Genomic DNA, 20,097 nt, shown 5'->3' with positions numbered 1-20,097 from the left:
AGGCGCCAGACCCTGCAACCTGCCATAGAAAAACGAGGTCACCCCCATGTTCCGTCCGATGTCTTCCCGTCTGTCGCGGCAAGTGGTTGCCGCATGCACGCTCTCGCTGTCCGCTGCCGCCCTGGCGCAGCAGCCGCTGGCGCCCGTCAACGGATTTCCGTCGCAGCCGCTGCGCATCGTGTCGCCGTTTCCCGCCGGCGGTGGCAACGATGCCGTGTCGCGCATCGTGTCCGCCCGCCTTTCGCAGGTGCTGGGCCAGAGCGCGGTCATCGACAACCGTGGCGGCGCGGGCGGCAATATCGGCGCGCGCCATGTGGCGGAGTCGAAGGCCGATGGCTATACGGTGCTGACCTCCCAGGTGTCGATCATGGCGGTCAATCCGACGCTGTATCGCGCGCCGGGGTTCGATCCGGTCAAGCAGTTCGTCCCGGTCACGCAGATCAACGCCGCGCCGCTGGCCATCGTGGTCGCGGCCAATGCGCCGTGGAAGACGTTCGAGGAACTGGCCACGCAGGCGCGGGCGCAGCCGCAGAAGATCACCTATGCCACGCCAGGAAACGGCACGCTGTCGCACCTTGTCGGCGTGGTGCTCGACAAGGACAGCAGCGTGGGGCTGCAGCACGTGCCCTACAAGGGCGCCGGGCCGGCCATCAACGACCTGCTCGGCGGGCAGGTCGACGTGCTGATCACGTCCACGTCCTCGGTGGCCGGATTCATCCAGACCGGCCGCATGCGGGCGCTGGCCGTGACCAGCCCGCGCCGGCTCGGGGTCTTTGCCAAGGTACCGACGCTGGAGGAGCTGGGCTATCGCAATGCGCGCTTCGAGGACTGGTACGGCTTCTTCGTGCCGGCCGGGACGTCGCCGGAGCGCGTCGCGCTGCTGAACCGCGCCATCGTCCAGGTGCTGCAGATGCCCGACGTGGTGAAGACCATCAACGATGGTGGCAGCGCCGTGGTTGCCAACAGCCCCGATGCCTTCGCCGCGCAATTGAAGGACGACATCGCCCGGTGGTCCCAGATCGTGAAGCTCTCGGGCGCGCGCGTCGACTGATCTCGGCACGCGCCTTGCGACCGCCCTTGCGGATCTCGCGCCAACCTACAGGCAAGCCATGACCAAAGCGCTCTCCACACGTATTGCCCACGCCGGACGCACCGCGAGCGTGCCCGGCGGCCAGCCCGTGAACCCGCCCGTGGTGCGTGCCAGCACCGTGCTGTTCGAGTCCGTCGCGCAGCAGCGCGAGATGCGGGCGCGCCGCGACACCGAACGGCTGTTCACCTACGGCGCGCGCGGCAATCCCACCAACTTCGCGCTCGAGGACATGGTCACGACGCTCGAAGGCGGCCATCGCACACGGTTGTTTCCGTCGGGCCTGGCCGCGGCTGCCATGACGATCCTGGCCTATGTCCGCCCCGGTCAGCATGTGCTGCTGCCCGACTGCGTGTACGAGCCAGTACGCAATCTGGCCAGCGGCTTCCTGCGGGAGCACGGCATCGCGGCGGACTTCTATGCGGCCAATGGGTCGGATCTCGATGCGAAGCTGCGCCCCGAGACGCGCCTTGTCTATGTGGAGGCGCCCGGCTCGCTGGTCTACGAAATGTGCGACCTGCCCGCGCTGGCGGCCCGGGCGCATGCGCACGGCGCGCTGGTCGCGGCCGACAACACATGGGGCTCAGGCCTGCTCTACCGCCCGCTGGAGCTGGGCGCCGATATCTCGCTGATGGCCGCCACCAAATACCTCGGCGGTCATTCCGACGTGATGATGGGCACGGTCTGCACCACGGAGGCCGCGTGGCAGCCGCTGGCCACGATGGCGGACGCGTTCGGCATGACCGTGAGCCCGGACGATGCCTACCTCGTGCAGCGGGGCATCCGTTCGCTGGGTGCCCGGCTCGCGCAGCACCAGGCCGGGGCGCTGGCCGTGGCCCAGTGGCTGCTCGCGCGGCCCGAGGTGGCCGACGTCTTCTGCCCCGCCCTGCCCCACGATCCCAACCACGCGCTATGGCTGCGCGATTGCCACGGCACCAATGGGCTGCTCTCGTTCTCCCTGACGTCGAAAGCCCCGGTCTCCCCCGAGCGCTTTGTCGACAGCCTGGAACTGTTCGGCATCGGCGCATCGTGGGGCGGCTTCGAAAGCCTGGCGGTGCTGGCGGACATGCGCCGCGCGCGCAGCGTTGCCGACTGGTCCGCGCACGGCACCGTGATCCGCCTGCACATCGGACTCGAAGCGGTGCCGGACCTGCTGGCCGACCTCGACCAGGCATTCGCCGCCACCGCCCAGATCGACTCTACCGACAAGGAAACCTGCCATGCCTATCATCGGTGACTGGCTGCACCAGCAATCCGGCCCCGACCGAACCAGCGGCCACTTGCCCGTGGGCTCGATGGCCTCCGGCATGGCGGTCACGCTGCCCTACGTGGCGGTGCGTGGGGCGCAGCCCGGCCGCACGCTCTGGCTCCACGGCCAGGTGCACGGCGACGAGATCAACGGCATGGTGGCCGCGCTGCGCTTTGCGCGCAGCCTCGACCCGGCCACGATGCGCGGCAATCTGGTGGTCACGCCCACCGGCAATCCGCATGCGCTGGATGCGCGCCGCAAGCGCAATCCCTACGACGAGCTCGATCTGGACCAGACGTATCCGGGCAATGCCGGCGGCCTGGTATCGGAGCGCCTGGCCCACGCGCTGATCAGCGAGGTACGCGGCGTCGCCGACGTGCTGATCAATCTCCATACGATGAATCCGCTGTTCGATGCGCGGCCCTATACGGTCTACAAGGTGCATCCGGGCAGCAGCGTCAGCGAAGCCGATGTGCTGGCCGCGATGGCGCCGTTCCATCCGCACGTGGCTTGCCGGCAGGATGTGGGCGGCAAGGGCGAACTGCCCGGCAATATCTCCGGCGCGCTCGACTACCAGTGCCTGGCCGCCGGCGTCTGCGCCTTCATGCTCGAACTGGGCAGCGGCAGCCGCTTCGAGGCCGAGAACATCGCGCTGGCCGAGGCGGGGTTCCACACGCTGGCGGTGCAGATGGGCATTCTCGATGGTCCGGCGCCGAAGGCCGCCGCCCGGGCGCTGCGGCGCGTGACCCGGCGCGGGTGGATCACGGCCGACGAAGGCGGCCTGTTCGTGCCCGCCGCACGTGCCGGAGACCTGGTGCGCGAAGGCGCGTCGATCGGCGACACGCTCAAGCTCGACGCCTCTCTCACGCCGGTCGCGCCCATCCCGCGCGACGGCGTGCTGATCGGCCTGCGCAGCGATCCCGTCGTCCACACCGGCGAACGCCTGGCGTTCGTGGCGTGGGAATGGGACACCGTGACACTTGCCTGAGCCCCGCCCCAACCCCTCTTTTCCCGTCCTTTCCATTCCTGCCTGCCGGAGTACCGCCATGTTCGCCCGCCGCGCCCTAGTCCTGAGCCTCGCCCTGCTGACACCGCTGGCCCATGCCGCCTGGCCCGATCCGTCGAAGCCGATCCGCATGGTCGTCGGCTTCCCGCCCGGCGGCGGTGCCGACGCGCTGGCCCGCGCCATCGCGCCGGCGCTGTCCGACCAGCTCAAGGCCAACGTCATCATCGACAACCGCCCCGGTGCCGGCGGCCTGATCGCGACCGACATCGTGGCCAAGTCGGCGCCCGACGGCTATACGCTGTACGTGGCCACGCCCGGCTCGTTCACGATCTGGCCGAACCTGCGCAAGCTCAGCTACGACCCGCAGAAGGATTTCGCGCCGGTCAGCGTGCTGGTGACCATGCCCAACGTGCTCGTCACCGGGGCCGATACGCCCTACAAGGATGTGCATGGCATGCTGGCCGCCGTGCGCGACGCCAATGGCAAGTTCTCGTATGCGTCGGGCGGCAATGGCACGATCGGCCAGATCGCCGCCGAGCAGTTCAAGATGCTGGCCGGCGTGCAGATGCAGCACGTGCCTTACAAGGGCACGACGCCGGCACTGACCGACGTGATGGGCGGCGTAGTCCCCATCACCTTCTCCGATCCCTCCGCCAAGCCGCTGATCGCCTCGGGCCGGCTGCGTGCGCTGGCCGTGACCACCGCGAAGCGCTCGCCGCAGTTCCCCGGCGTGCCCACGGTGGCCGAAGCCGGCGTGCCGGGGTACGAAGTGACCAACTGGTACGGCCTGGTGGCGCCGGCGGGCACCCCATCCGACATCGTCGCGCGGTTGAACCAGGCGCTCGTCAAGGTCATGGCCGAACCCGACATCCGCCAGCGGCTCGCCGCGTCCGGCATGGACGCCACGGCCGATACGCCGCAGCAGTTCGCCAAGCTGCTCGCCACCGAGCGCGCCAAATGGGGCGACCTGATCCGCAAGGCCGGCATCCAGGGCGACTGAGGCCGTGACAGTCCGCCGTTACCCTCAACTGGCGCACTGGGGCGCCTTCACCGCCGTCGTCGACGATGGCAGGCTGGTCCGCTGCGAGCCCTTTGCCGCCGATCCCTATCCGTCGCCCCTGCTGGAGGCCATCGTGCCGATGGTCTACTCGCCCACGCGCATCCGCACGCCCATGGTCCGGCGTGGCTGGCTGGCGCAGCGCGAGGCGAGCGATGGCCGTGCGCGGGGCCGGGACGACTTCGTCGAGGTTTCGTGGGACACGGCCATGGAGCTCGTCGCCGGCGAAATCCGCCGGGTGCGGGACCGGCATGGGGCGGCGGGCGTATTCGGCGGCTCCTATGGGTGGTCTTCGGCCGGTCGGCTGCACCACGCCCGCTCGCTGATCCGGCGCTTTCATTTCGCGGGCGGCGGTTGCGTCGATCAGGTTGGCAACTACAGCTGGGGCACCGCGCAGTTCCTGCTGCCGCATGTGATCGGCACCGACCGGCCGCTGACGGGCCGCGTCACCGCATGGCCGAGCCTCATTGCAAATACCGAGGTCTTCGTCGCGTTCGGCGGGCTGGCACTGAAGAATGGCCAGGTATCGTCGGGCGGCGCGGCGGAACACACGCAGGAATACTGGCTGCGCAAGCTCGCCGCCAGCGGCGCCACGGTGATCAACATCAGCCCCACGCGCGACGATTGCCCGGCCTTCCTCGGGGCCGAATGGATACCGATCCGGCCCGGCACGGATGTGGCCCTGATGCTGGCGCTGGCCTACGAACTGACCCGCGCGAATGCGCACGACACGGCGTTCCTCGAGTCGCACTGCAGCGGATGGGCCGAACTGGAAGCCTATCTGCAGGGCCGGCCCGACGACGTGCCGAAGACGGCCGCCTGGGCAGCCGCGATTTGCGGCATTCCGGCCGAACGCATCCAACGGCTTGCAGCGCAACTGGCAGGTAAGCGCAGCTATCTCACCTGCTCCTTCGCCGTGCAGCGCCAGCATCGTGGCGAGCAACCGTACTGGATGGCCATCGCCCTGGCGGCCATGCTGGGACAGATCGGCCTGCCCGGCGGCGGCTTCGGCTTCGGGCATGGCTCGATGAATGGCGTGGGCAATCCCCGCGTGGCCACACCGGGTCCGGAAATGCCGGTCGGCCGCAATCCGGCGAACCTCGACATTCCGTGCGCGCGCCTGTCGGACATGCTGCTGAACCCTGGCACGGCATACCGGTTCAAGGGCGAGACGCGCCACTATCCGGACATCAAGCTGGTCCACTGGGCCGGCGGCAATCCGTTCCACCACCATCAGCAGCTGACGCGGCTGCGCGAAGCATGGGCGCGTCCGCAGACCGTGATCGTGCAGGACATCTACTGGACCGCCACCGCGCGCCATGCGGACATCGTGCTGCCGGTGACCACATCGCTCGAACGCAACGATATCGGCGGCTCGTCGCGCGACCGCTATGTGCTGGCCATGCACCAGGCCATCGCGCCGCTGCACCGGACGCGCAGCGACCTCGACATCTTCACGGAGCTCTCCGACCGGCTCGGCTATCGCGAGGCGTTTACCGAGAATCGCGGCGAGCGCGACTGGATCGCGACCATCTACGCACGCTGCCGCGAGGCCCAGGCGCGCGCAGGCATCGAGCTGCCCGCGTTCGACGCGTTCTGGCGCGCCGGCCATGTCGCGCTGCCATCGCCCTCCGAGGACTTCGTGCTGTTCGACGATTTCCGCCGTGATCCCGGCTCGCATCCACTGCGCACACCGAGCGGCCGCATCGAGCTGTCCAGCGCCACACTCGGCCGCCTGTCCGACGATTGCGGCACGCATCCGAACTGGCAGCCTCCGGCCGAATGGCTGGGCGCCCCGGAGGCCCGGCGCCATCCGCTGCATCTCGTATCGGTACAGCCGGCCGACCGGCTGCATAGCCAGCTCGACCCGGCGCCGCTGGCGCAGTCGGGCAAGGTGGCCGGCGCGGAGCGCATCACCTTGCATCCGGCCGACGCGGCCGCCCGCGGCCTGCATGCCGGCATGCGGGTGCGCGTGCACAACGCGCGCGGCGCCATCGCGGCCGGCCTGGCGGTCAGCGACGGCGTGGCGCGCGGCGTGGCGATGATCGCCACCGGTGCCTGGTACGATCCCGACGCCAACGGCATCGACCGCGCTGGAGCAGCCAATACGCTGACACTGGATATCGGCACGTCGGACCTGACCCAGGGACCGAATGCGATGAGCTGCCTGGTGGAGGTGTCCCCGGGCGAGCCATGACATGTCGGCTTCCATGCACGGCCTGCTCCGTACCGGCGGGCACTGCAGCGGGATGGCATGGTCGTTGCGGCTAACCGTATTCCTGCCAACACACCAAGGAGACGGTAATGAATTCCTCCCAACCCGGCACCAATCAAGGCGGCGCGAATATCGTAGGTTCAGGTGTCGGAGAAGGCCCTGGCCCCGAAGTGATGGCGGCCTCGAGCCTGGAAGACACGAAGGTCTACTCGTCGGACGGCGAGCATGTCGGCGAGATCAGCGAAATCATGCTGGACGTGCCGCACGGCCGCATTGCCTATGCCGTTCTGACCACCGGTGGCTTTCTGGGCATCGGGGACACGCTGCATGCCATCCCGTGGAATGCGCTCGTCATGGATACCGACGAGAACTGCTTCCGCCTCGGACTGACCGCCGAGCGGATCAAGGCCGCGCCAGGCTTCAACAAGGACCAATGGCCGCGCATGGCGGACTCGCAATGGGGTACGCAACTGCATCAGTACTGGGAACGCCAGCCGTACTGGGTCGGCAGCGCCGGGCCGCTATGACGACCAGGATGCTGACGATGTAAGGCCGTACGGCGGCGCGTCGTTCTTACAGGCGATGTAATTCCGACGGCTCCATCCCGACCGGCTGGGCCGGCACGCCGCGCGCCATCGCGGCGGCCGGCGCCATCCATTTGCCCCCTGCGATGGCGACATAGCGATCGCAGCACCCTGTTCGTCGTGGCCCTCCCCTTCCCGCATCGGCATGTTCTCGATCATGATGTCGGTATGGCCGGCCAACCGACCTGTCCCGGCCCTGCTCTCCTGGCACGCGCAGGTCTGACGGTCCAGGTGCGCCTCCCCGCGCCACCTTGATGGCTGCCGCCAACCAACGACAAAGGAAGGAGACGCCGTGCCGTACCTCATCGAGACCTTCGACAAGCCCGACCACCAGCACGTCCGCAAGGCCAACCGGCCCGCGCACCTGGATTTTCTCGAAGCCAACAAGTCGCTGCTGCTGGCCTGCGGCGCCAAGCTCAACGACGATGGCAGCGATGCCGGCGGCGGCGTCTATATCGTCGATGTGGACACACGCGAGGCCGCGCAGGCGCTGATCGAAGCGGATCCGTTCTATCGGGCGGCGCTGTTCGAGCAAGTGCGGATCACGCGCTGGCGCAAGGCCTATCTCGACGGCGTTTGCTGCCTCTGAGGCGCGGGTCCGTCCGAGCGCGTCACCCGTTGCGGCGTCATGCGGCCGCTGCGCGCGATTAGTACCCCGCAAATGCCTGAGGCAGGATCATGGAGACCGCTCCGGAACAGCGCTGCCTCCCATGCCGCAAAGGAACCGTCATCCGGCGGAGGCGGAGAACAGCACCTCCGCGGCCTTCGCCGCGGCGGCTTCCAGCAGCGGCCGCCGTGCGAGCATGTCGGCAAGCGGCAGGCGCGCGGTGGGCGCATGGACCGCGAGTCCCGCCAGCACCTTGCCCCCCGCGTCGCGCACCGGTACGGCCAGCGCGTTCAGGCCGAGCGAATCTTCTTCGCGGTTGATCGCGTAGCCCTGCCCCCGGATGTCGGCCAACGCGGCCTCCAGATCGGGCACGGTGACGAGCGTGTTGGGCGTGTATCCGGTCAGCTCCAGTTGCGGAAGCAATTGCCGGCGTTGCGCCCCGGGAAGATGCGCCAGCAACAGCTTGCCGATGGCTGTGCAATGCGAAGGCACGCGGCTGCCGGGACGCAGTTGCACGCGCAGCGGCCAGTGGCATTCCACGCGGTCGACATAGAGCACCTCTGGCCCGTCGAGCACGCCGATATTGCAGGTCTCTCCGATCTGTGCGACCAGCTCGGCGAGGATCTGCCGCGTGGCGAGCGTTTGCCGCTGCGCCGACAGCGCGGCCACGCCGATCTGCCGCAGCCGCCCGCCGAACACATAGCGGTCGGTACCGGCCTCGCGCGCGACGAGGTTGAGTTCCTCGAGCTGGCGGACCACGCGATGCACGGTCTGCTTCGGCATCGAGGTCAGCTCCGCGAGTTCGCTCACGCTCAGCGCGCGTACCTGCTCGGCAAGCGCCTCGAGGATGCCCACCGCCTTTTCCAATGCGGATCCGGTCGTACGGACCCGGTCCAGATCGCCATTACTGATGTCCGTGTTCATCGCGAGGGAGTCTATTGCCATAGCGGCACCAGCGTCAGCAATGCCGACGCAACCATTACCACCAGCACGTAGCGGCGAAAGCCCGACGCCCCCGCCCGGGCGAACAACCTCTCTCCGGCGAGGTGCCCCGCCAGCATGCCGGTGCCGGCAGTCGCGTATTCGCCTGCCGTCATGACCCCGAGCGAACGATGCATGCCGAGGGCGGCGACGGAGACGGCGCCGAGAATCAGGAATACCGTAGCCGCCGTCAGCCGGATGACGCGCGGCCCGAGGTCGGGCATCGCCAGCAGGCCGGACATCAGCGGCGGTCCGGCGACGCCGGCCATCCCCTGCCCCAGGCCCGCGCAGATGCCGACCAGCGTGAGCCGCCCGGGCGTCATCGTGCGGACCAGGCGGCGGCCGGCCACGATTACCGCGATCGACAGCAACAGAATGCCCGCCAGCGCGACACGCATGGCGTCGTCCGGCAGCCATTGCAGCAGCGCAAGACCGGGCAGCATGCCGACCACGCCGCCGGCGCAGATGCGCGCGAGCAGACGCCAGTCCAGCAGCCGATAGTCGCCGGCCACGATGGGAAGCGTGCTCAGCGTCTGAAAGACGACGGCGATGGCGACGGCCTGCGCCGGTGTCCAGATAAGCGAGAGCAACGGCACCGCCACCAGGGAAAAACCGAGGCCCGATACCGCGCGGACCAGCGTGCCCGAGAACACGATGGCCGTGGTCGCGGCCAGCGGCAGCAGCGCGGTGCTAGACATCGGCACGCCCATTGACGACGGCTTCGATGCGTGCGGCGGCCCGCAGCAGCGCGGCGTCTTCGCCAATGCGGCCGATCAGCTGGACTCCCACGGGCAGGCCGCCATGCTCGCCCACCGGCAGCGTGATGGCGGGCATGCCGGCCAGCGTCCACAGCCGCTGCGGTGCGCGCGAGCCGGATCCCTCCGCCAGCAGTGGTGCGAGTCCGACGGTGGCCGGTGCCAGCGCGAACTCGCCGGGCCCCAGCATCGCGTCCAGGCGCCCGGAAAACGCGGCCTGCTGCGCCACCGCTTCGCCAAAGCGCGACTCGCTCACCGCCTCGCCCCTGGCCAGCATCGCGCGCAGCTCGGCGGACACCTTGTCGGGGGCGCCATGCAACGTCGCGCCATGGCGCCGCGCCAGCTCGAACGTCAGCAGCGTATCCGTCAATGCGGCCTCGGCAGCTGCGACATCGGCATCGATGACCAGTTCGTCGAGGCCGAAGCCCGCCCGGCGCAGCGATTCGTGGAAGGTGTCGAGCGCCACCGACACGGCCTCCGCCATCGTCTCCTCGAACCAGGGCCGGACCACGCGCAGCCGTGGCGTCTGCTCGATGGACGCCGTGCGGTCGTCGCCGGCCAGGATGGGGTCCACCGCGATCACGTGCGCGACGCTCGCCGCGAGCACGCCAGCGTGGTCGAGCTGCTTCGACAGGCACAACATGCCGTCGGTCGGATAGCGGCCGTAGCTCGGCTTGAAGCCGACCACGCCGCAATATGCGGCGGGACGGATGATCGAGCCGATGGTCTGCGTGCCCAACGCCACCGGCACCATGCCCGCGCCGACAGCCGCGGCCGATCCGCTGGACGATGCCCCGGGCGAGCGCCGCGCATCGCGCGGATGGACGGTCGCCGCCGCGGCTGCCAACGCATACTCGGTGGACGCGGTAATGCCGATCGGAACCGCGCCCGCATCGATCAGGCGCCGCACCAGCGGCGCGTCGTCGGCGGGCCGGCGTCCCGCATGCAACGGCGAGCCCCAGGCGCACAGCCGGCCCGCCACATCGATGACTTCCTTGATGGCGACCGGCATGCCATGAAGGCGCCCGTGCCCGGACTGCGGCAAGCCATCGAGCGCACGGGCGCGTTGCATGGCACCTGGCTCATCGAGTTCGATAAAGGCGTGCAACGCCTGGTCGCGTTCGCGCACGTGCGCCATTGCCGCGGCGATATGCTGCTGCACGCTGCCAGGCGTAGACAAAGTGGGGAAAGCCATGTCGATATCAGTCCGACACCATCGCGGGTGCGGTTCCATACGTCTTGCGCAGCTCGTCGTCGAGGGCGGCGAGAATCGCAGTTTCCAGTTCGCGAAAGCCGGGCGTCGCGAGGCTGCGCGGATAAGGCAGGTCCACGCGCTGGTCCAGCTTGATGCGCCCGGGCCGGCTTGTCATCACCACCACGCGCGTCGCCAGATAAAGCGCCTCCTGCACGGAATGGGTAACCAGCAGCACGGTCTTTCGGTGCTCGCGCCAGATCCGCAGCAGCTCCTGCTGAAGGAAGCCCCGCGTGAGCGCATCGAGCGCTCCGAACGGCTCGTCCATCAGGATGGTGCTCGGTTCCGTGGCGAACACGCGCGCCAGCGCCACGCGCTGCTTCATGCCGCCCGACAGCGCATCGGGCCGCGCGTCGCCGAATTCGCCGAGCCCGACAAGCTGGAGATACCGGTTGGCCACCGCCTCGCGCTCCCTGCGCGGCATCCCTTTCTGACGCAGCCCGAAGGCGATATTGTCGCGGATGTTGAGCCATGGGAACAACGCATATTGCTGGAACACCATGCCGCGCCGCATGTCCGGGCGCACGACCTTCTCGCCATCGACATGGACGGACCCGGCGCTCGGCGCCTCGAAGCCGGCCACGATGTTGAGCAGCGTACTTTTGCCGCAGCCCGACGGGCCGATCAGCGCGACGAACTCGCCGCCGGCAATGTCCAGCGATACGGGGCGAAGCGCTTCCACGGCGTCCCCGGCGCGCGTCTGGTACAGCTTGGATACGTTGTTGATCGCCACGCCCACACGGGACGCGGTGGACACAGCCTGGTCCATCGTTCTACTCCTTGTGGCCCAGCCGATGGCCGAGCATGCGAAAGCCGCTGTCGATCAGGATGCCCAGCAGCGCGATGATCACCATGCCTGCCAGCACCTGGTCGGAGCGCAGGATCTCCATGCCGTTGGCGATCAGATAGCCCAGGCCCTTGTTGGCCGCCACGAGTTCGGCGGCGATGATCGCGGCCCAGCCGATCCCGAACGAAATGCGCAGGCCCACCAGGATCGTGGGCATTGCCGCGGGCAGAACCACCTGCCAGAACAGGCGGGCGTCCGAATTGCAGCCCAGCACGCGGCCGGCGCGCACCAGCACGGGATCGACGGCTTTGACGCCGGACACCGTATTGAGCAGGATCGGAAAAAACGTGGCGATGAAGATGATGAACACCTTGCCCGCTTCGCCGATGCCGAACCACAGGATCGCCATCGGGATCCATGCAAGCGGCGAGATGGGCCGGAACAGTTCCACCACCGGCTCCACCACGCGTGCAAGCCGCGGCCGCGTGCCCTGCAGCAGCCCGAGCGGAATGGCGACGCATGCCGCCAGCAGCCAGGCCGTGAGCACGCGCCCGAGGCTGGCCCCGATGTCGCGGAAGATCGTGCCGGACGAGAACAGCCCGTACAGCGTTTGGGCGGTCAGCTCCGGCGACGGCAGAACCGCAGGACTGGGTTGAGTCAGCACCACGACGAACTTCCATACCAACACGACGGAAATCATCGCGGCCAGATAGGGAAATACACGGCTTGCCACCGACCGGGAAAGCGCAACCATCGGCTTCTCCTTTGGAGGTCGGCGCATCAGGGCTTCTCGATCGCCAGCGCCTGGCGCGCGGGTTCGGGGGCGAGCTTCGGCTCGTCGCCATCCTGCAGGATGCCGGCCTGCTTCAGGAACGAGGCGTAGACCTTCATGGTGTCGGCGTCGGGCACGATATCCGTGGAATACACCGAGATGCCTTCCTTGAGCGAATATTCGATGACCTTCGGCGGGAAGCCGATCTCCTTGGCCCACATTTCCACGGCCTTATGCGGTTCGTTGTTGATCAGCTTGATCGCGCGGATCTGCGCCGCCATGACGTCGCGCACCAGTTCGGGATGCGCATCGATGAACGCCGTCCGCCCGTAGAAGCCGTCGCCGACGTAATGTCCGCCCTTCAGAGGCAGGATCTTTTCGGCCTTCAACAACACGCGGGTCTTGCCGCCGGCAAGGGCCTTGGAGATGTGCGGGTCCCAGGTAATACCGGCGTCCACGCTACGTTGCTCCACCAGCGTGCCGACCTGCGAGCCGGAGGTCTTGAACAGTTCCACGTCGGACGCCTTCAGGCCGGCCTTCTGCAGCGCGTTCAGCAGCAGCGGGTATTGCTGCGAGCCTTCGCCCGGGTAGGCGATGCGCTTGCCTTTCAGATCGGCGATGGTGCGCACCTTCGAATCGCTGGGCACGACGATCGCGGTCTGCTCCAGGATGGTGATGCCGAGCAGCTTGGCCGGCAGCCGCGCCGCCGCGACCACCGCCGGGCCCATACCGGCCGAAGCCAGGTCCAGGCTGCCGGCCGCCATGGCCTGGTTCTCCGGAGCGCCGTACGGGAAGCTGTGGAAGGCGAACTTCACGTTGTACTTGGCCTCGAGCGGCGCCAGATAGCCAGCCGCCTTGGCGATATAGATCGGTTGCGTGGCGGGCTGCACGCCGATATTGACGACTTGCGCCGCGGTTGCGGACAGCGCTGCGAAGGTCAGCGCCAAACCCAGGGCGGCGCGAGCATGGCGGGTCATGAAGCGAACGAACATCTTGACTCCTGGCGCACTGTCGCTGGGATGTGCGCAATGGTTACGGGGTGGATTTAATTTCCGGGACGATCCGTCCCGAAAACTAAGATTCGTAACGCAAGAGTCGGGCCACGCCGATATGGCAGGAAATCGCCATGCCCGCTGGCACATGTGCGCCATTTCCGGGAAAACTGGCGACGTTTGCGGGCGAGGGGCGCCCAGTTTTGGCGCGGGTCCCCATTCACGCCCGAAATCGGGGTGGCACCGCGGCTTCGCGCGGCGCCTTGGGATCATGAAAACCCCTTACTTCTTCTTCGGCGGGTATTGGTCGGCGTCTTCGACCGACGGGCCGCCATGGAGCCAATTGACCTCCCACCCGCTCTCGAGAATGTTCAGCGTCTGGGACCCGGCGGGCAGCCAGGCCTCGTGAACCGTTCCTCCCGGCATACGGAAGTAGCCGCCGCCTTCGATGTTGTAGCGAACGCCGTTCGACTCGAACACGTGAGTACCACCGCTCAGGACCACGTGCGTTTCCGCAAGATCGTGGGTATGCGATTTGATATGCACCGCAATCGGCGTGCGGAACATCAGCGTGGTCAGCTTCGTTTTCGGATCCGAATGAAGGATCGCGTATTCGGGTGAGTCCTTGCCCAGCGCGGGAATGGTTTTCTCCCACTTCAGGCTGGCGGGATTGATCAACTGGGGCACGTGGTCCGCTTGCGCCACGGAAGGCGTGGCAGCAGAGACCAAAGGCGATACGCCGAGGGCGCCGGCCAGAACCAGCAGGGAGAGGATTCGAGACGTTTTCATGTTGGTGCGATTGGTTTATTGGTCGGTTTTCAAGCGACTTGCCTCATTTGCATCAATGCAAAATCCGCAATCAGGTGTCCCGCCGTGCTTCGGAACGTATGGATGTGGGGGCCGGACATGTGCCGCTGCCAGTCCGCGGTCGAAGCCCACTGCTCCAGGAACACGATATGTCCCGGGTCCTGCGTCGAGACGTTGAGTTCGTATCGCAAGCACCCCGGACTATTCCTTGCGGCTTCCACCAGGCGCTTCTGCGCGTCGACCAGCTGTTGTTCGAAACCCGGTCTCGCCCACGCCTGGGCGATGATTACCAGCGGTGTGCTCATGACGATGTGGTTCACCTTCGCGCGTTGGACAACTGCCGGAACAGTCAGGCGATCGTCTGGACCGTGCCGCCTTCCGCGCGAATCGCAGCACCATTGATGGCCGCCGCGCGGTCGCTGGAAAGGAATGCCACGACGTTCGCGACCTCCGCCGGCTTGGCCAGGCGCGCGATCAGCGAGGACGGACGGTTCTCGGCCATGAACTTGCGTTCCGCTTCTTCATAGGAGAGCGTCGGATTCACCGATTCGATGAATTCCTTCAGGCTTTCGGTCTCGGTAGGGCCTGGCAGCACCGCGTTGACGGTGACGGACGTTCCCTTCGTCAGCTCTGCCAGGCTGCGCGAGATGGACAGCTGTGTTGCCTTGCTGGCGCTGTAGTGCGCCATGGCAGCCATCGGCGTCAGCGCGACCTCGCTTGACATGAAGATCACCCGGCCGTGGCCGCGATCGAGCATGGATTTCATATAGCTGCGCGCGAGCCGCACCCCACTCCACACGTTGACTTCGAACATGCGCTTCCAGTCGTCGTCACTGGTGGCAAAGAAATCGCTCAGCGCGTACGTGCCGAGGTTGTTCACCAGGATGTCCACCGACGGGTAGGTCGCGGCGGCGATCTCTGCGCCGGCCGCCGTGCTCAGGTCTGCCACCAGGGGCAGCACGCGGTCGCCGAATCGCGCTGCGAGGCGTTTGACGACTTCGGAGACGATGTCGGCATGCCTGCCATTGATGATGACCGTGGCGCCGTCTTCGAGCAGCTGCAACGCCGTAGCGTGACCGATCCCGGAAGTGGATGCGCTGATGAGGGCCGTCTTTCCTGCGAGGTTCAAATGCATGATCAGGTTTTATTCCAGATGGAAATTGGGGAAGAGGTCCTGATGGTCGATGGGCAACCAGTCATTGGCCGCAAGTCTGGCGCACGCCGATTCCGCATACAATCACGCGCAACGGAACATCATCTTTGAATTGAATTCACGAAGGAATGAACACGAGAAGCGGGGAGATGCAGGTGTTCGTGCGTGTCGTGGAAACGGGCAGTTTCTCGGCCGCCGCGCTGACACTGGACATGACACCTTCGGCCGTCAGCAAGCTGATCAGCCGGCTGGAGGCGCGGCTCAAGGTGCTGCTGCTGCAACGCTCGACGCGCCATCTCGCTGTGACCAGCGAGGGAAAACAGTTCTACGAAAGCTGCGTCCGCATTCTTGGCGACATGGAGGAAGCGGAGTTCGGGGTTTCGCAGGACACGGACGCACCGCATGGCGTGCTGCGCGTCAACGTCTCGCTGCCTCTCGGGACGCATTACATCGTTCCGCTGATTCCGGAATTCGCCGCACGTTATCCCGGCGTGACCGTCGATCTTTCGCTGACCGATTCCGTCGTCGATCTGCAGCGCGAGCGCGTCGATGTCGCATTGCGCATGGGGCAATTGCCGACCGACGCGAACTTCCGGGCACGCAAGCTTGCGCTGAGCAGGCGCGCGGTCGTTGCCGCGCCCGGCTATGTCGAGCGATTCGGCGCGCCAGAGGTGCCGGGCGATCTCGCCTCCCACCGCTGCCTCCGCTTCAATTTCCGGCGAATGCTCGATGAGTGGCCATTCAGGATCGATGGCAAGACGGTGTATCTGCCGGTGCGCGGCGGCATGCTGACCAACAACGGCGAAACCATGCGCCAGCTGACACTGGACGGTCTGGGCATCAGCCGGTTGGGGCTATTTCATGTGATCGAAGACCTGAAGACCGGCAGGCTCGTCGAGCTGTTGCCGGGATTCAACGGTGGAGACGTCGAGGATGTTCATGTCGTATTCAGCAGCCAACGGCATATGCCCGCACGAGCGCGGGTCTTCATCGACTTTCTCGTGGAAAGGCTGGTGCCGCTGCTGTCGCGCGATTTCCAGCCGGTCGGATGAGCCCGATCAGGGCCGAAAAGAAGGGGCGCCGCGGCGCCCCTTCTTCGTCAATACGCGATGCTCGCGCTCAGGCTGATGGCGCGCGGATCGCCGGGCTGGATGTAGTTGGCGTACTGGAAACCCCAGTAGCGCTTGTTGGTCAGGTTGGTCAGCGCCGCGCGCAGCGTCAGGTCGCGACCGCTCAGCCGGGTGCGGTAAGTCGCGCCGAGGTTGAACACCGTGTAGCCGCCGAGCTCCAGGTCGCCTTCGGGGCGAGCCTTGACCGAGCCGGTGTACTTGCCGTCGATGCCGACGCGCAGGCCAGGAACGAACGGCACGAGATACGCGATCCGCCCGGTCAGCATCAGGTTGGGGGCGCCCGCCACGCGATTGTCCAGGTTGAGCTGGCCCTGGTCGTAGTAGCTGTCCAGGTACATCGCGCTGCCGCCGACTTCCCATTGCGAGCCGATCCGCGCACCGCCGGCGAGCTCCACGCCCTGGTAGATCGACTTGCCGTCCTGCACGTAGACCGGCAGCGTGCCGCCAACGTCGCGGCCGTATTCGGTCCGCTGCTCGATGCGGAAGAGCGCGGCGGTGCCGGTCCAGCGGCCCTGGTCGGTCTTCACGCCCAGCTCGTACTGGCGGCTCTTGGCCGGCGTCAGCGCGGCTCCCGCGTTCGAGTAGAACGACGAGACGATGCCGCCGCCGTCGAACGACTCCACGTAGCTGCCGTACAGCATGGTGCTGGGCATCGGCTTGTACATGATCGCCACGGTGGGCGTCAGCAGGCCGTTCTTGCTGTAGTGCGTGGCGGTGCCGGCCGCGCCCGGTGCGACGTAGCCGTTCTGCTCGTAGTTGGTCGCCCGCACGCCGGCGAGCACGGACCACTGATCGTTGAAGTGCACCGTGTCGCTGACAAAGGCGGCCTTCTGCGTGGTGTCGCCGGCGCGGTACAGCGTAAAGCCGCGGTCGCTGTAGCGCACGCCTGTGTATGGCGCGAACAGATTGCCCGCCGGCAGACTGGTGTTGGTGAAGTCGCTGCTGAAGCGGTCGATCTGCTTCTGCCAGCTCAGGCCGGCGACCAGCTCATGGCGCAGCAAACCCGTCCTGAACTTGCCTTCCACCATCGTCGTCCAGTTGGTGAACTGCTGCTTTTCCGTGCCGTCGTAGCGCAGGTCGGTGTAGTCGCCCCCGCTGTCGAGCAGGAAGAAGGTCGACTCGTTGCGGCTGCGGGACTGCTGGTTGAAGCTGTAGGTCGTGCTGACGGTCCAGTCGTCGTTCAGCCTGTATCGCAGGCCGGTCTGGTACATCTGCAGGTTCGACAGGAAGTGGGCGTCGTCGCCCGCGTAGCGCCCGCCCCGGCCGCTGATGGCCGAAGGGATCCGGCCGTTCGGCGCGATCTGGCCCACATAGAAAGACGGCGTACCGCCAAACGTGTCGCGGTCCTGGTAAAGCCCGTCGAACGTCCAGGTCAGGTCACGCGTGATGCGCGCATCCAGCCCCAGCGAGAACGAATTGCGCTTCAGGCCGACGGCGTTGCTGGGCTTGCCCTCTTCATGTGTGGCGTTGAAGCGGTAGCCGAACATGTCGTCCGGGCCGGCCCTGCCGCCCACGTCGAGATGCTGCATCCACACGCTGGACGAGCGGTATCCCACATCCAGGCTGGCGGTGAACTGGTCCGTCGGCCTCTTGGTAATGTAGTTGACCGTGCCGCCGGGATTGCCGAAGCCGTACATGAAGCCCGATGCGCCCTTGAGCAGTTCGACCTGCTCCAGCTGCTCGTAGGGCATCGTCAGCCCGTAGGCGATGAACGGCATCCCGTTGATCTTGTAGGCATTGCGCCAGTCCAGCTGCAGGCCGCGCACGGTGGTGTACGACGCCCAGGCGTTACCCGGATTGCTGTTGTCCGTGACCGACGCATCGTTGAAGAACACGTCGCCGATCTTGGTGACCTGGCGGTCCGCCAGGTCCTCACCGGTCACGATGGTGGTCGAGAACGGCGTGTCGAGTTGCGACCGGTTGCCGAGCGCACCGCCGGACGCCTTCTTCCGCAACTGCGGCCCGACTTCGATCTCCTGCTGCGCGCTGACGGTCACCGCCGGCAGTGCCTGTTCCGGCGCGGCCGGCGGCGCCGTCTGCGCGATGGCGGCGCCGCACACCGGGAAGCCGGCGAGGACGACGACACGGGCAAGGGCGGCAAGAGGACGGACACGGACGGTCGCCAGGGAAGGCGGCGTGGACAGCGTAGCGCGGGCGGTCATATCGGTAGAGGAAAGTGCCAGTGGAATGAGAATGCGATTGATTCTCAAGTGCAAAGTTGCGCATATTGCTACCGGGCAGAACAATCGTCAAGCGAGACGTGTTCCGCGGAATCGACTGTCGTAGCGCCGCCACCGTCCGCCCGCGACCGGCAATCCCGGCGCAACCCAGGAACAGCGCTTCTCGTTGGCAGGATCCTTCGGATCGTTGTCCGAATGCCATGCCGGGGGACTTTTATGCTCCGAGCCATTCCCTCCAATGGCATGTCCCGATGCGCCCCTCGAACTTCCTCACCCATGCCCGCGTACTGGCGACCTGCCAGGCGCTCTTTACCTGCGCCTTGTCCGTCGACCTGACGCTGACCGGGCTGGTCGGCTATACGCTCGCCCCCGACAAGGCGCTGGCCACCCTGCCCTTTGCATTGATCACCGTGGCATCGGCGCTGACCGCGATCGCGGCGGCGTTCCTGATCGAGCGGCTGGGGCGTCGTCTCGCGTTCTGCCTGGGCGGCGTGGCCTGCACGGCCGGTGGGCTCGTTTCGGTGTGGGCCATTGCCCATTACGACTTCGTGGCCTTCTGCGTCGGCACGGCGCTGGTTGGCGTGTTCCAGGCATTCGCCCGCTTCTATCGGCTGGCCGCCGCCGACGCCGCACCGCCCGCGGAGAAGCCCCGCGCGATCTCGGCGGTGCTGACCGGCGGCGTCGTCGCGGCCGTCTGCGGTCCGGCGATCGCCGCGTGGAGCACGGACCTGATGAGCCCGCTCGCGTTCGCCGGCTCCTATGCGGTGGTGGCGGGGTTCGGCGTGGCGACGATCCTGGTGCTCGCCCTCGCCTATCGCGAGCCGCCGCCCCAGCCCGTGCACACCGGGGCCGGATCGCAGCTGCCGCCGCGTCCGCTGGGCGAGATCGTGCGCCAGCCGGTGTTTCTCGCCGCCTTCGCCAACAACGGCATCGGCAACGCGGTGATGATGTTCGTGATGACCGCGACGCCGATTGCCGCGGTGGCCTGCAATCACACCATCGCCCAAGGCGCCCAGATCATCGAATGGCATCTGGTAGGCATGTACGCGCCGTCCTTCGTCTCCGGCTGGCTGCTGCAGCGCTTCGGCAATCCGGCGATGCTGATGGCCGGCATCGCGCTGTCCGCGCTGGCCAGCGTGATCGCCCTGGCTTCGACCTCATTGGTCGCCTTCTATGTGGCGCTGCTGTGCCTGGGGGTGGGCTGGAATTTCATGTTCGTCGGCGGCACCACGCTGCTGGCCAGCAGTTACCGCGATGCCGAGCGCGCCCGTACCCAGGCGGTGGCGGAATTCTCGGCCGCGGTGCTCACCGCGTGCGCCACGCTGGCCGCGGGCCAGATCCTGCACCACTTCGGCTGGGCTGCCGTGAACCTGGCCGCATTGCCGGCACTGGCGCTGGCGTTCGTCGTCACGCTCGGCTGGCAGCGGCGTGCGCGCGCACTGGCGCCGGTATGATCGGTCTCCCGTGGTCGAGGCTCCTGCCG

General features: G+C 67.1%; 19 protein-coding genes. 9 read left to right on the top strand and 10 right to left on the bottom strand.

The features are described from left to right. Positions 1-46: 46 nt before the first annotated feature. From LDO27_RS01610 to LDO27_RS01580, 7 genes are all read left to right on the top strand, one after another. Entirely contained in the window at positions 47-1,051 is a 1,005-nt protein-coding gene (locus tag LDO27_RS01610; RefSeq protein ID WP_222205819.1) for a Bug family tripartite tricarboxylate transporter substrate binding protein, read from the top strand. A gap of 58 nt (positions 1,052-1,109) precedes the next feature. Beyond that, on the top strand, positions 1,110-2,324 hold the full coding sequence (gene metC / locus LDO27_RS01605; RefSeq protein WP_224039263.1) for a cystathionine beta-lyase: 1,215 nt from the start codon (positions 1,110-1,112) through the stop codon (positions 2,322-2,324). Next, positions 2,308-3,324: a M14 family metallopeptidase gene (locus LDO27_RS01600; protein WP_224039261.1), complete on the top strand. Its 1,017-nt coding sequence runs from the start codon at positions 2,308-2,310 to the stop codon at positions 3,322-3,324. The genes metC and LDO27_RS01600 overlap by 17 nt, the downstream gene beginning before the upstream one ends. 58 nt (positions 3,325-3,382) lie before the next feature. Continuing rightward, positions 3,383-4,342 (top strand): Bug family tripartite tricarboxylate transporter substrate binding protein, encoded by a 960-nt coding sequence (locus LDO27_RS01595; protein WP_224039259.1) that lies wholly within the window; start codon positions 3,383-3,385, stop codon positions 4,340-4,342. Between the two features lie 4 nt (positions 4,343-4,346). After that, on the top strand, positions 4,347-6,596 hold the full coding sequence (locus LDO27_RS01590) for a molybdopterin-dependent oxidoreductase (protein WP_224039257.1): 2,250 nt from the start codon (positions 4,347-4,349) through the stop codon (positions 6,594-6,596). A 107-nt stretch (positions 6,597-6,703) separates the two neighbouring features. Further along, entirely contained in the window at positions 6,704-7,141 is a 438-nt protein-coding gene (locus LDO27_RS01585) for a PRC-barrel domain-containing protein (protein WP_224039255.1), read from the top strand. Between the two features lie 349 nt (positions 7,142-7,490). Beyond that, a complete protein-coding gene (locus LDO27_RS01580) occupies positions 7,491-7,787 on the top strand; it encodes a YciI family protein (protein ID WP_224039254.1) in 297 nt (98 codons plus the stop codon). Between the two features lie 138 nt (positions 7,788-7,925). Here the strand turns inward: LDO27_RS01580 and LDO27_RS01575 are convergent, their stop codons facing one another. The 9 genes from LDO27_RS01575 to LDO27_RS01535 all read right to left on the bottom strand — a co-directional run bounded on the left by LDO27_RS01575 (position 7,926) and on the right by LDO27_RS01535 (position 15,286). After that, on the bottom strand, positions 7,926-8,750 hold the full coding sequence (locus LDO27_RS01575; protein ID WP_224039252.1) for an IclR family transcriptional regulator: 825 nt from the start codon (positions 8,748-8,750) through the stop codon (positions 7,926-7,928). Then, entirely contained in the window at positions 8,741-9,484 is a 744-nt protein-coding gene (locus LDO27_RS01570; RefSeq protein WP_224039250.1) for a sulfite exporter TauE/SafE family protein, read from the bottom strand. The genes LDO27_RS01575 and LDO27_RS01570 overlap by 10 nt, the downstream gene beginning before the upstream one ends. Then, positions 9,477-10,736: an amidase gene (locus tag LDO27_RS01565; protein WP_224039248.1), complete on the bottom strand. Its 1,260-nt coding sequence runs from the start codon at positions 10,734-10,736 to the stop codon at positions 9,477-9,479. Before LDO27_RS01565 ends, LDO27_RS01570 begins: the two co-directional genes overlap by 8 nt. Before the next feature lie 7 nt (positions 10,737-10,743). Continuing rightward, on the bottom strand, positions 10,744-11,562 hold the full coding sequence (locus LDO27_RS01560; RefSeq protein WP_222205794.1) for an ABC transporter ATP-binding protein: 819 nt from the start codon (positions 11,560-11,562) through the stop codon (positions 10,744-10,746). A 4-nt stretch (positions 11,563-11,566) separates the two neighbouring features. Next, a complete protein-coding gene (locus LDO27_RS01555; protein WP_224039247.1) occupies positions 11,567-12,334 on the bottom strand; it encodes an ABC transporter permease in 768 nt (255 codons plus the stop codon). A 26-nt stretch (positions 12,335-12,360) separates the two neighbouring features. Then, on the bottom strand, positions 12,361-13,344 hold the full coding sequence (locus LDO27_RS01550; protein WP_224039245.1) for an ABC transporter substrate-binding protein: 984 nt from the start codon (positions 13,342-13,344) through the stop codon (positions 12,361-12,363). Between the two features lie 282 nt (positions 13,345-13,626). Further along, positions 13,627-14,133: a cupin domain-containing protein gene (locus tag LDO27_RS01545; protein ID WP_224039243.1), complete on the bottom strand. Its 507-nt coding sequence runs from the start codon at positions 14,131-14,133 to the stop codon at positions 13,627-13,629. 29 nt (positions 14,134-14,162) lie between these two features. Next, a complete protein-coding gene (locus tag LDO27_RS01540) occupies positions 14,163-14,456 on the bottom strand; it encodes a putative quinol monooxygenase (RefSeq protein WP_224039241.1) in 294 nt (97 codons plus the stop codon). A gap of 44 nt (positions 14,457-14,500) precedes the next feature. Further along, complete coding sequence (locus LDO27_RS01535) at positions 14,501-15,286, bottom strand: SDR family NAD(P)-dependent oxidoreductase (RefSeq protein ID WP_224039239.1); 786 nt, start codon at positions 15,284-15,286, stop codon at positions 14,501-14,503. A 167-nt stretch (positions 15,287-15,453) separates the two neighbouring features. Between LDO27_RS01535 and LDO27_RS01530 the strand changes: the two genes are divergently transcribed. Next, a complete protein-coding gene (locus LDO27_RS01530) occupies positions 15,454-16,356 on the top strand; it encodes a LysR family transcriptional regulator (protein WP_224039237.1) in 903 nt (300 codons plus the stop codon). A 47-nt stretch (positions 16,357-16,403) separates the two neighbouring features. Here the strand turns inward: LDO27_RS01530 and LDO27_RS01525 are convergent, their stop codons facing one another. Next, positions 16,404-18,596, bottom strand: coding sequence for a TonB-dependent siderophore receptor (locus tag LDO27_RS01525; RefSeq protein WP_224039236.1), 2,193 nt, complete (start codon positions 18,594-18,596; stop codon positions 16,404-16,406). Between the two features lie 269 nt (positions 18,597-18,865). On the opposite strand from LDO27_RS01525, the gene LDO27_RS01520 reads away from it, so the two are divergent. Then, positions 18,866-20,068: an MFS transporter gene (locus LDO27_RS01520; protein WP_222205785.1), complete on the top strand. Its 1,203-nt coding sequence runs from the start codon at positions 18,866-18,868 to the stop codon at positions 20,066-20,068. Positions 20,069-20,097 lie beyond the last annotated feature (29 nt).

The sequence above is a fragment of the Cupriavidus respiraculi genome (assembly GCF_914271545.1).
Taxonomy (GTDB): domain Bacteria; phylum Pseudomonadota; class Gammaproteobacteria; order Burkholderiales; family Burkholderiaceae; genus Cupriavidus; species Cupriavidus respiraculi.
The sequence above is the reverse complement of the archived record's forward strand: the minus strand, read 5'-3'. Positions and strand labels throughout refer to the sequence as shown.

Coding starts and splice junctions, on each gene's coding strand:
- LDO27_RS01610 (WP_222205819.1), top strand. CDS start 47: ATGTTCCGTCCGATGTCTTCCCGTCTGTCGCGGCAAGTGGTTGCCGCA.
- metC (WP_224039263.1), top strand. CDS start 1,110: ATGACCAAAGCGCTCTCCACACGTATTGCCCACGCCGGACGCACCGCG.
- LDO27_RS01600 (WP_224039261.1), top strand. CDS start 2,308: ATGCCTATCATCGGTGACTGGCTGCACCAGCAATCCGGCCCCGACCGA.
- LDO27_RS01595 (WP_224039259.1), top strand. CDS start 3,383: ATGTTCGCCCGCCGCGCCCTAGTCCTGAGCCTCGCCCTGCTGACACCG.
- LDO27_RS01585 (WP_224039255.1), top strand. CDS start 6,704: ATGAATTCCTCCCAACCCGGCACCAATCAAGGCGGCGCGAATATCGTA.
- LDO27_RS01575 (WP_224039252.1), bottom strand. CDS start 8,750: ATGGCAATAGACTCCCTCGCGATGAACACGGACATCAGTAATGGCGAT.
- LDO27_RS01570 (WP_224039250.1), bottom strand. CDS start 9,484: ATGTCTAGCACCGCGCTGCTGCCGCTGGCCGCGACCACGGCCATCGTG.
- LDO27_RS01565 (WP_224039248.1), bottom strand. CDS start 10,736: ATGGCTTTCCCCACTTTGTCTACGCCTGGCAGCGTGCAGCAGCATATC.
- LDO27_RS01560 (WP_222205794.1), bottom strand. CDS start 11,562: ATGGACCAGGCTGTGTCCACCGCGTCCCGTGTGGGCGTGGCGATCAAC.
- LDO27_RS01555 (WP_224039247.1), bottom strand. CDS start 12,334: ATGGTTGCGCTTTCCCGGTCGGTGGCAAGCCGTGTATTTCCCTATCTG.
- LDO27_RS01550 (WP_224039245.1), bottom strand. CDS start 13,344: ATGTTCGTTCGCTTCATGACCCGCCATGCTCGCGCCGCCCTGGGTTTG.
- LDO27_RS01545 (WP_224039243.1), bottom strand. CDS start 14,133: ATGAAAACGTCTCGAATCCTCTCCCTGCTGGTTCTGGCCGGCGCCCTC.
- LDO27_RS01540 (WP_224039241.1), bottom strand. CDS start 14,456: ATGAGCACACCGCTGGTAATCATCGCCCAGGCGTGGGCGAGACCGGGT.
- LDO27_RS01535 (WP_224039239.1), bottom strand. CDS start 15,286: ATGCATTTGAACCTCGCAGGAAAGACGGCCCTCATCAGCGCATCCACT.
- LDO27_RS01530 (WP_224039237.1), top strand. CDS start 15,454: ATGCAGGTGTTCGTGCGTGTCGTGGAAACGGGCAGTTTCTCGGCCGCC.
- LDO27_RS01525 (WP_224039236.1), bottom strand. CDS start 18,596: ATGACCGCCCGCGCTACGCTGTCCACGCCGCCTTCCCTGGCGACCGTC.
- LDO27_RS01520 (WP_222205785.1), top strand. CDS start 18,866: ATGCGCCCCTCGAACTTCCTCACCCATGCCCGCGTACTGGCGACCTGC.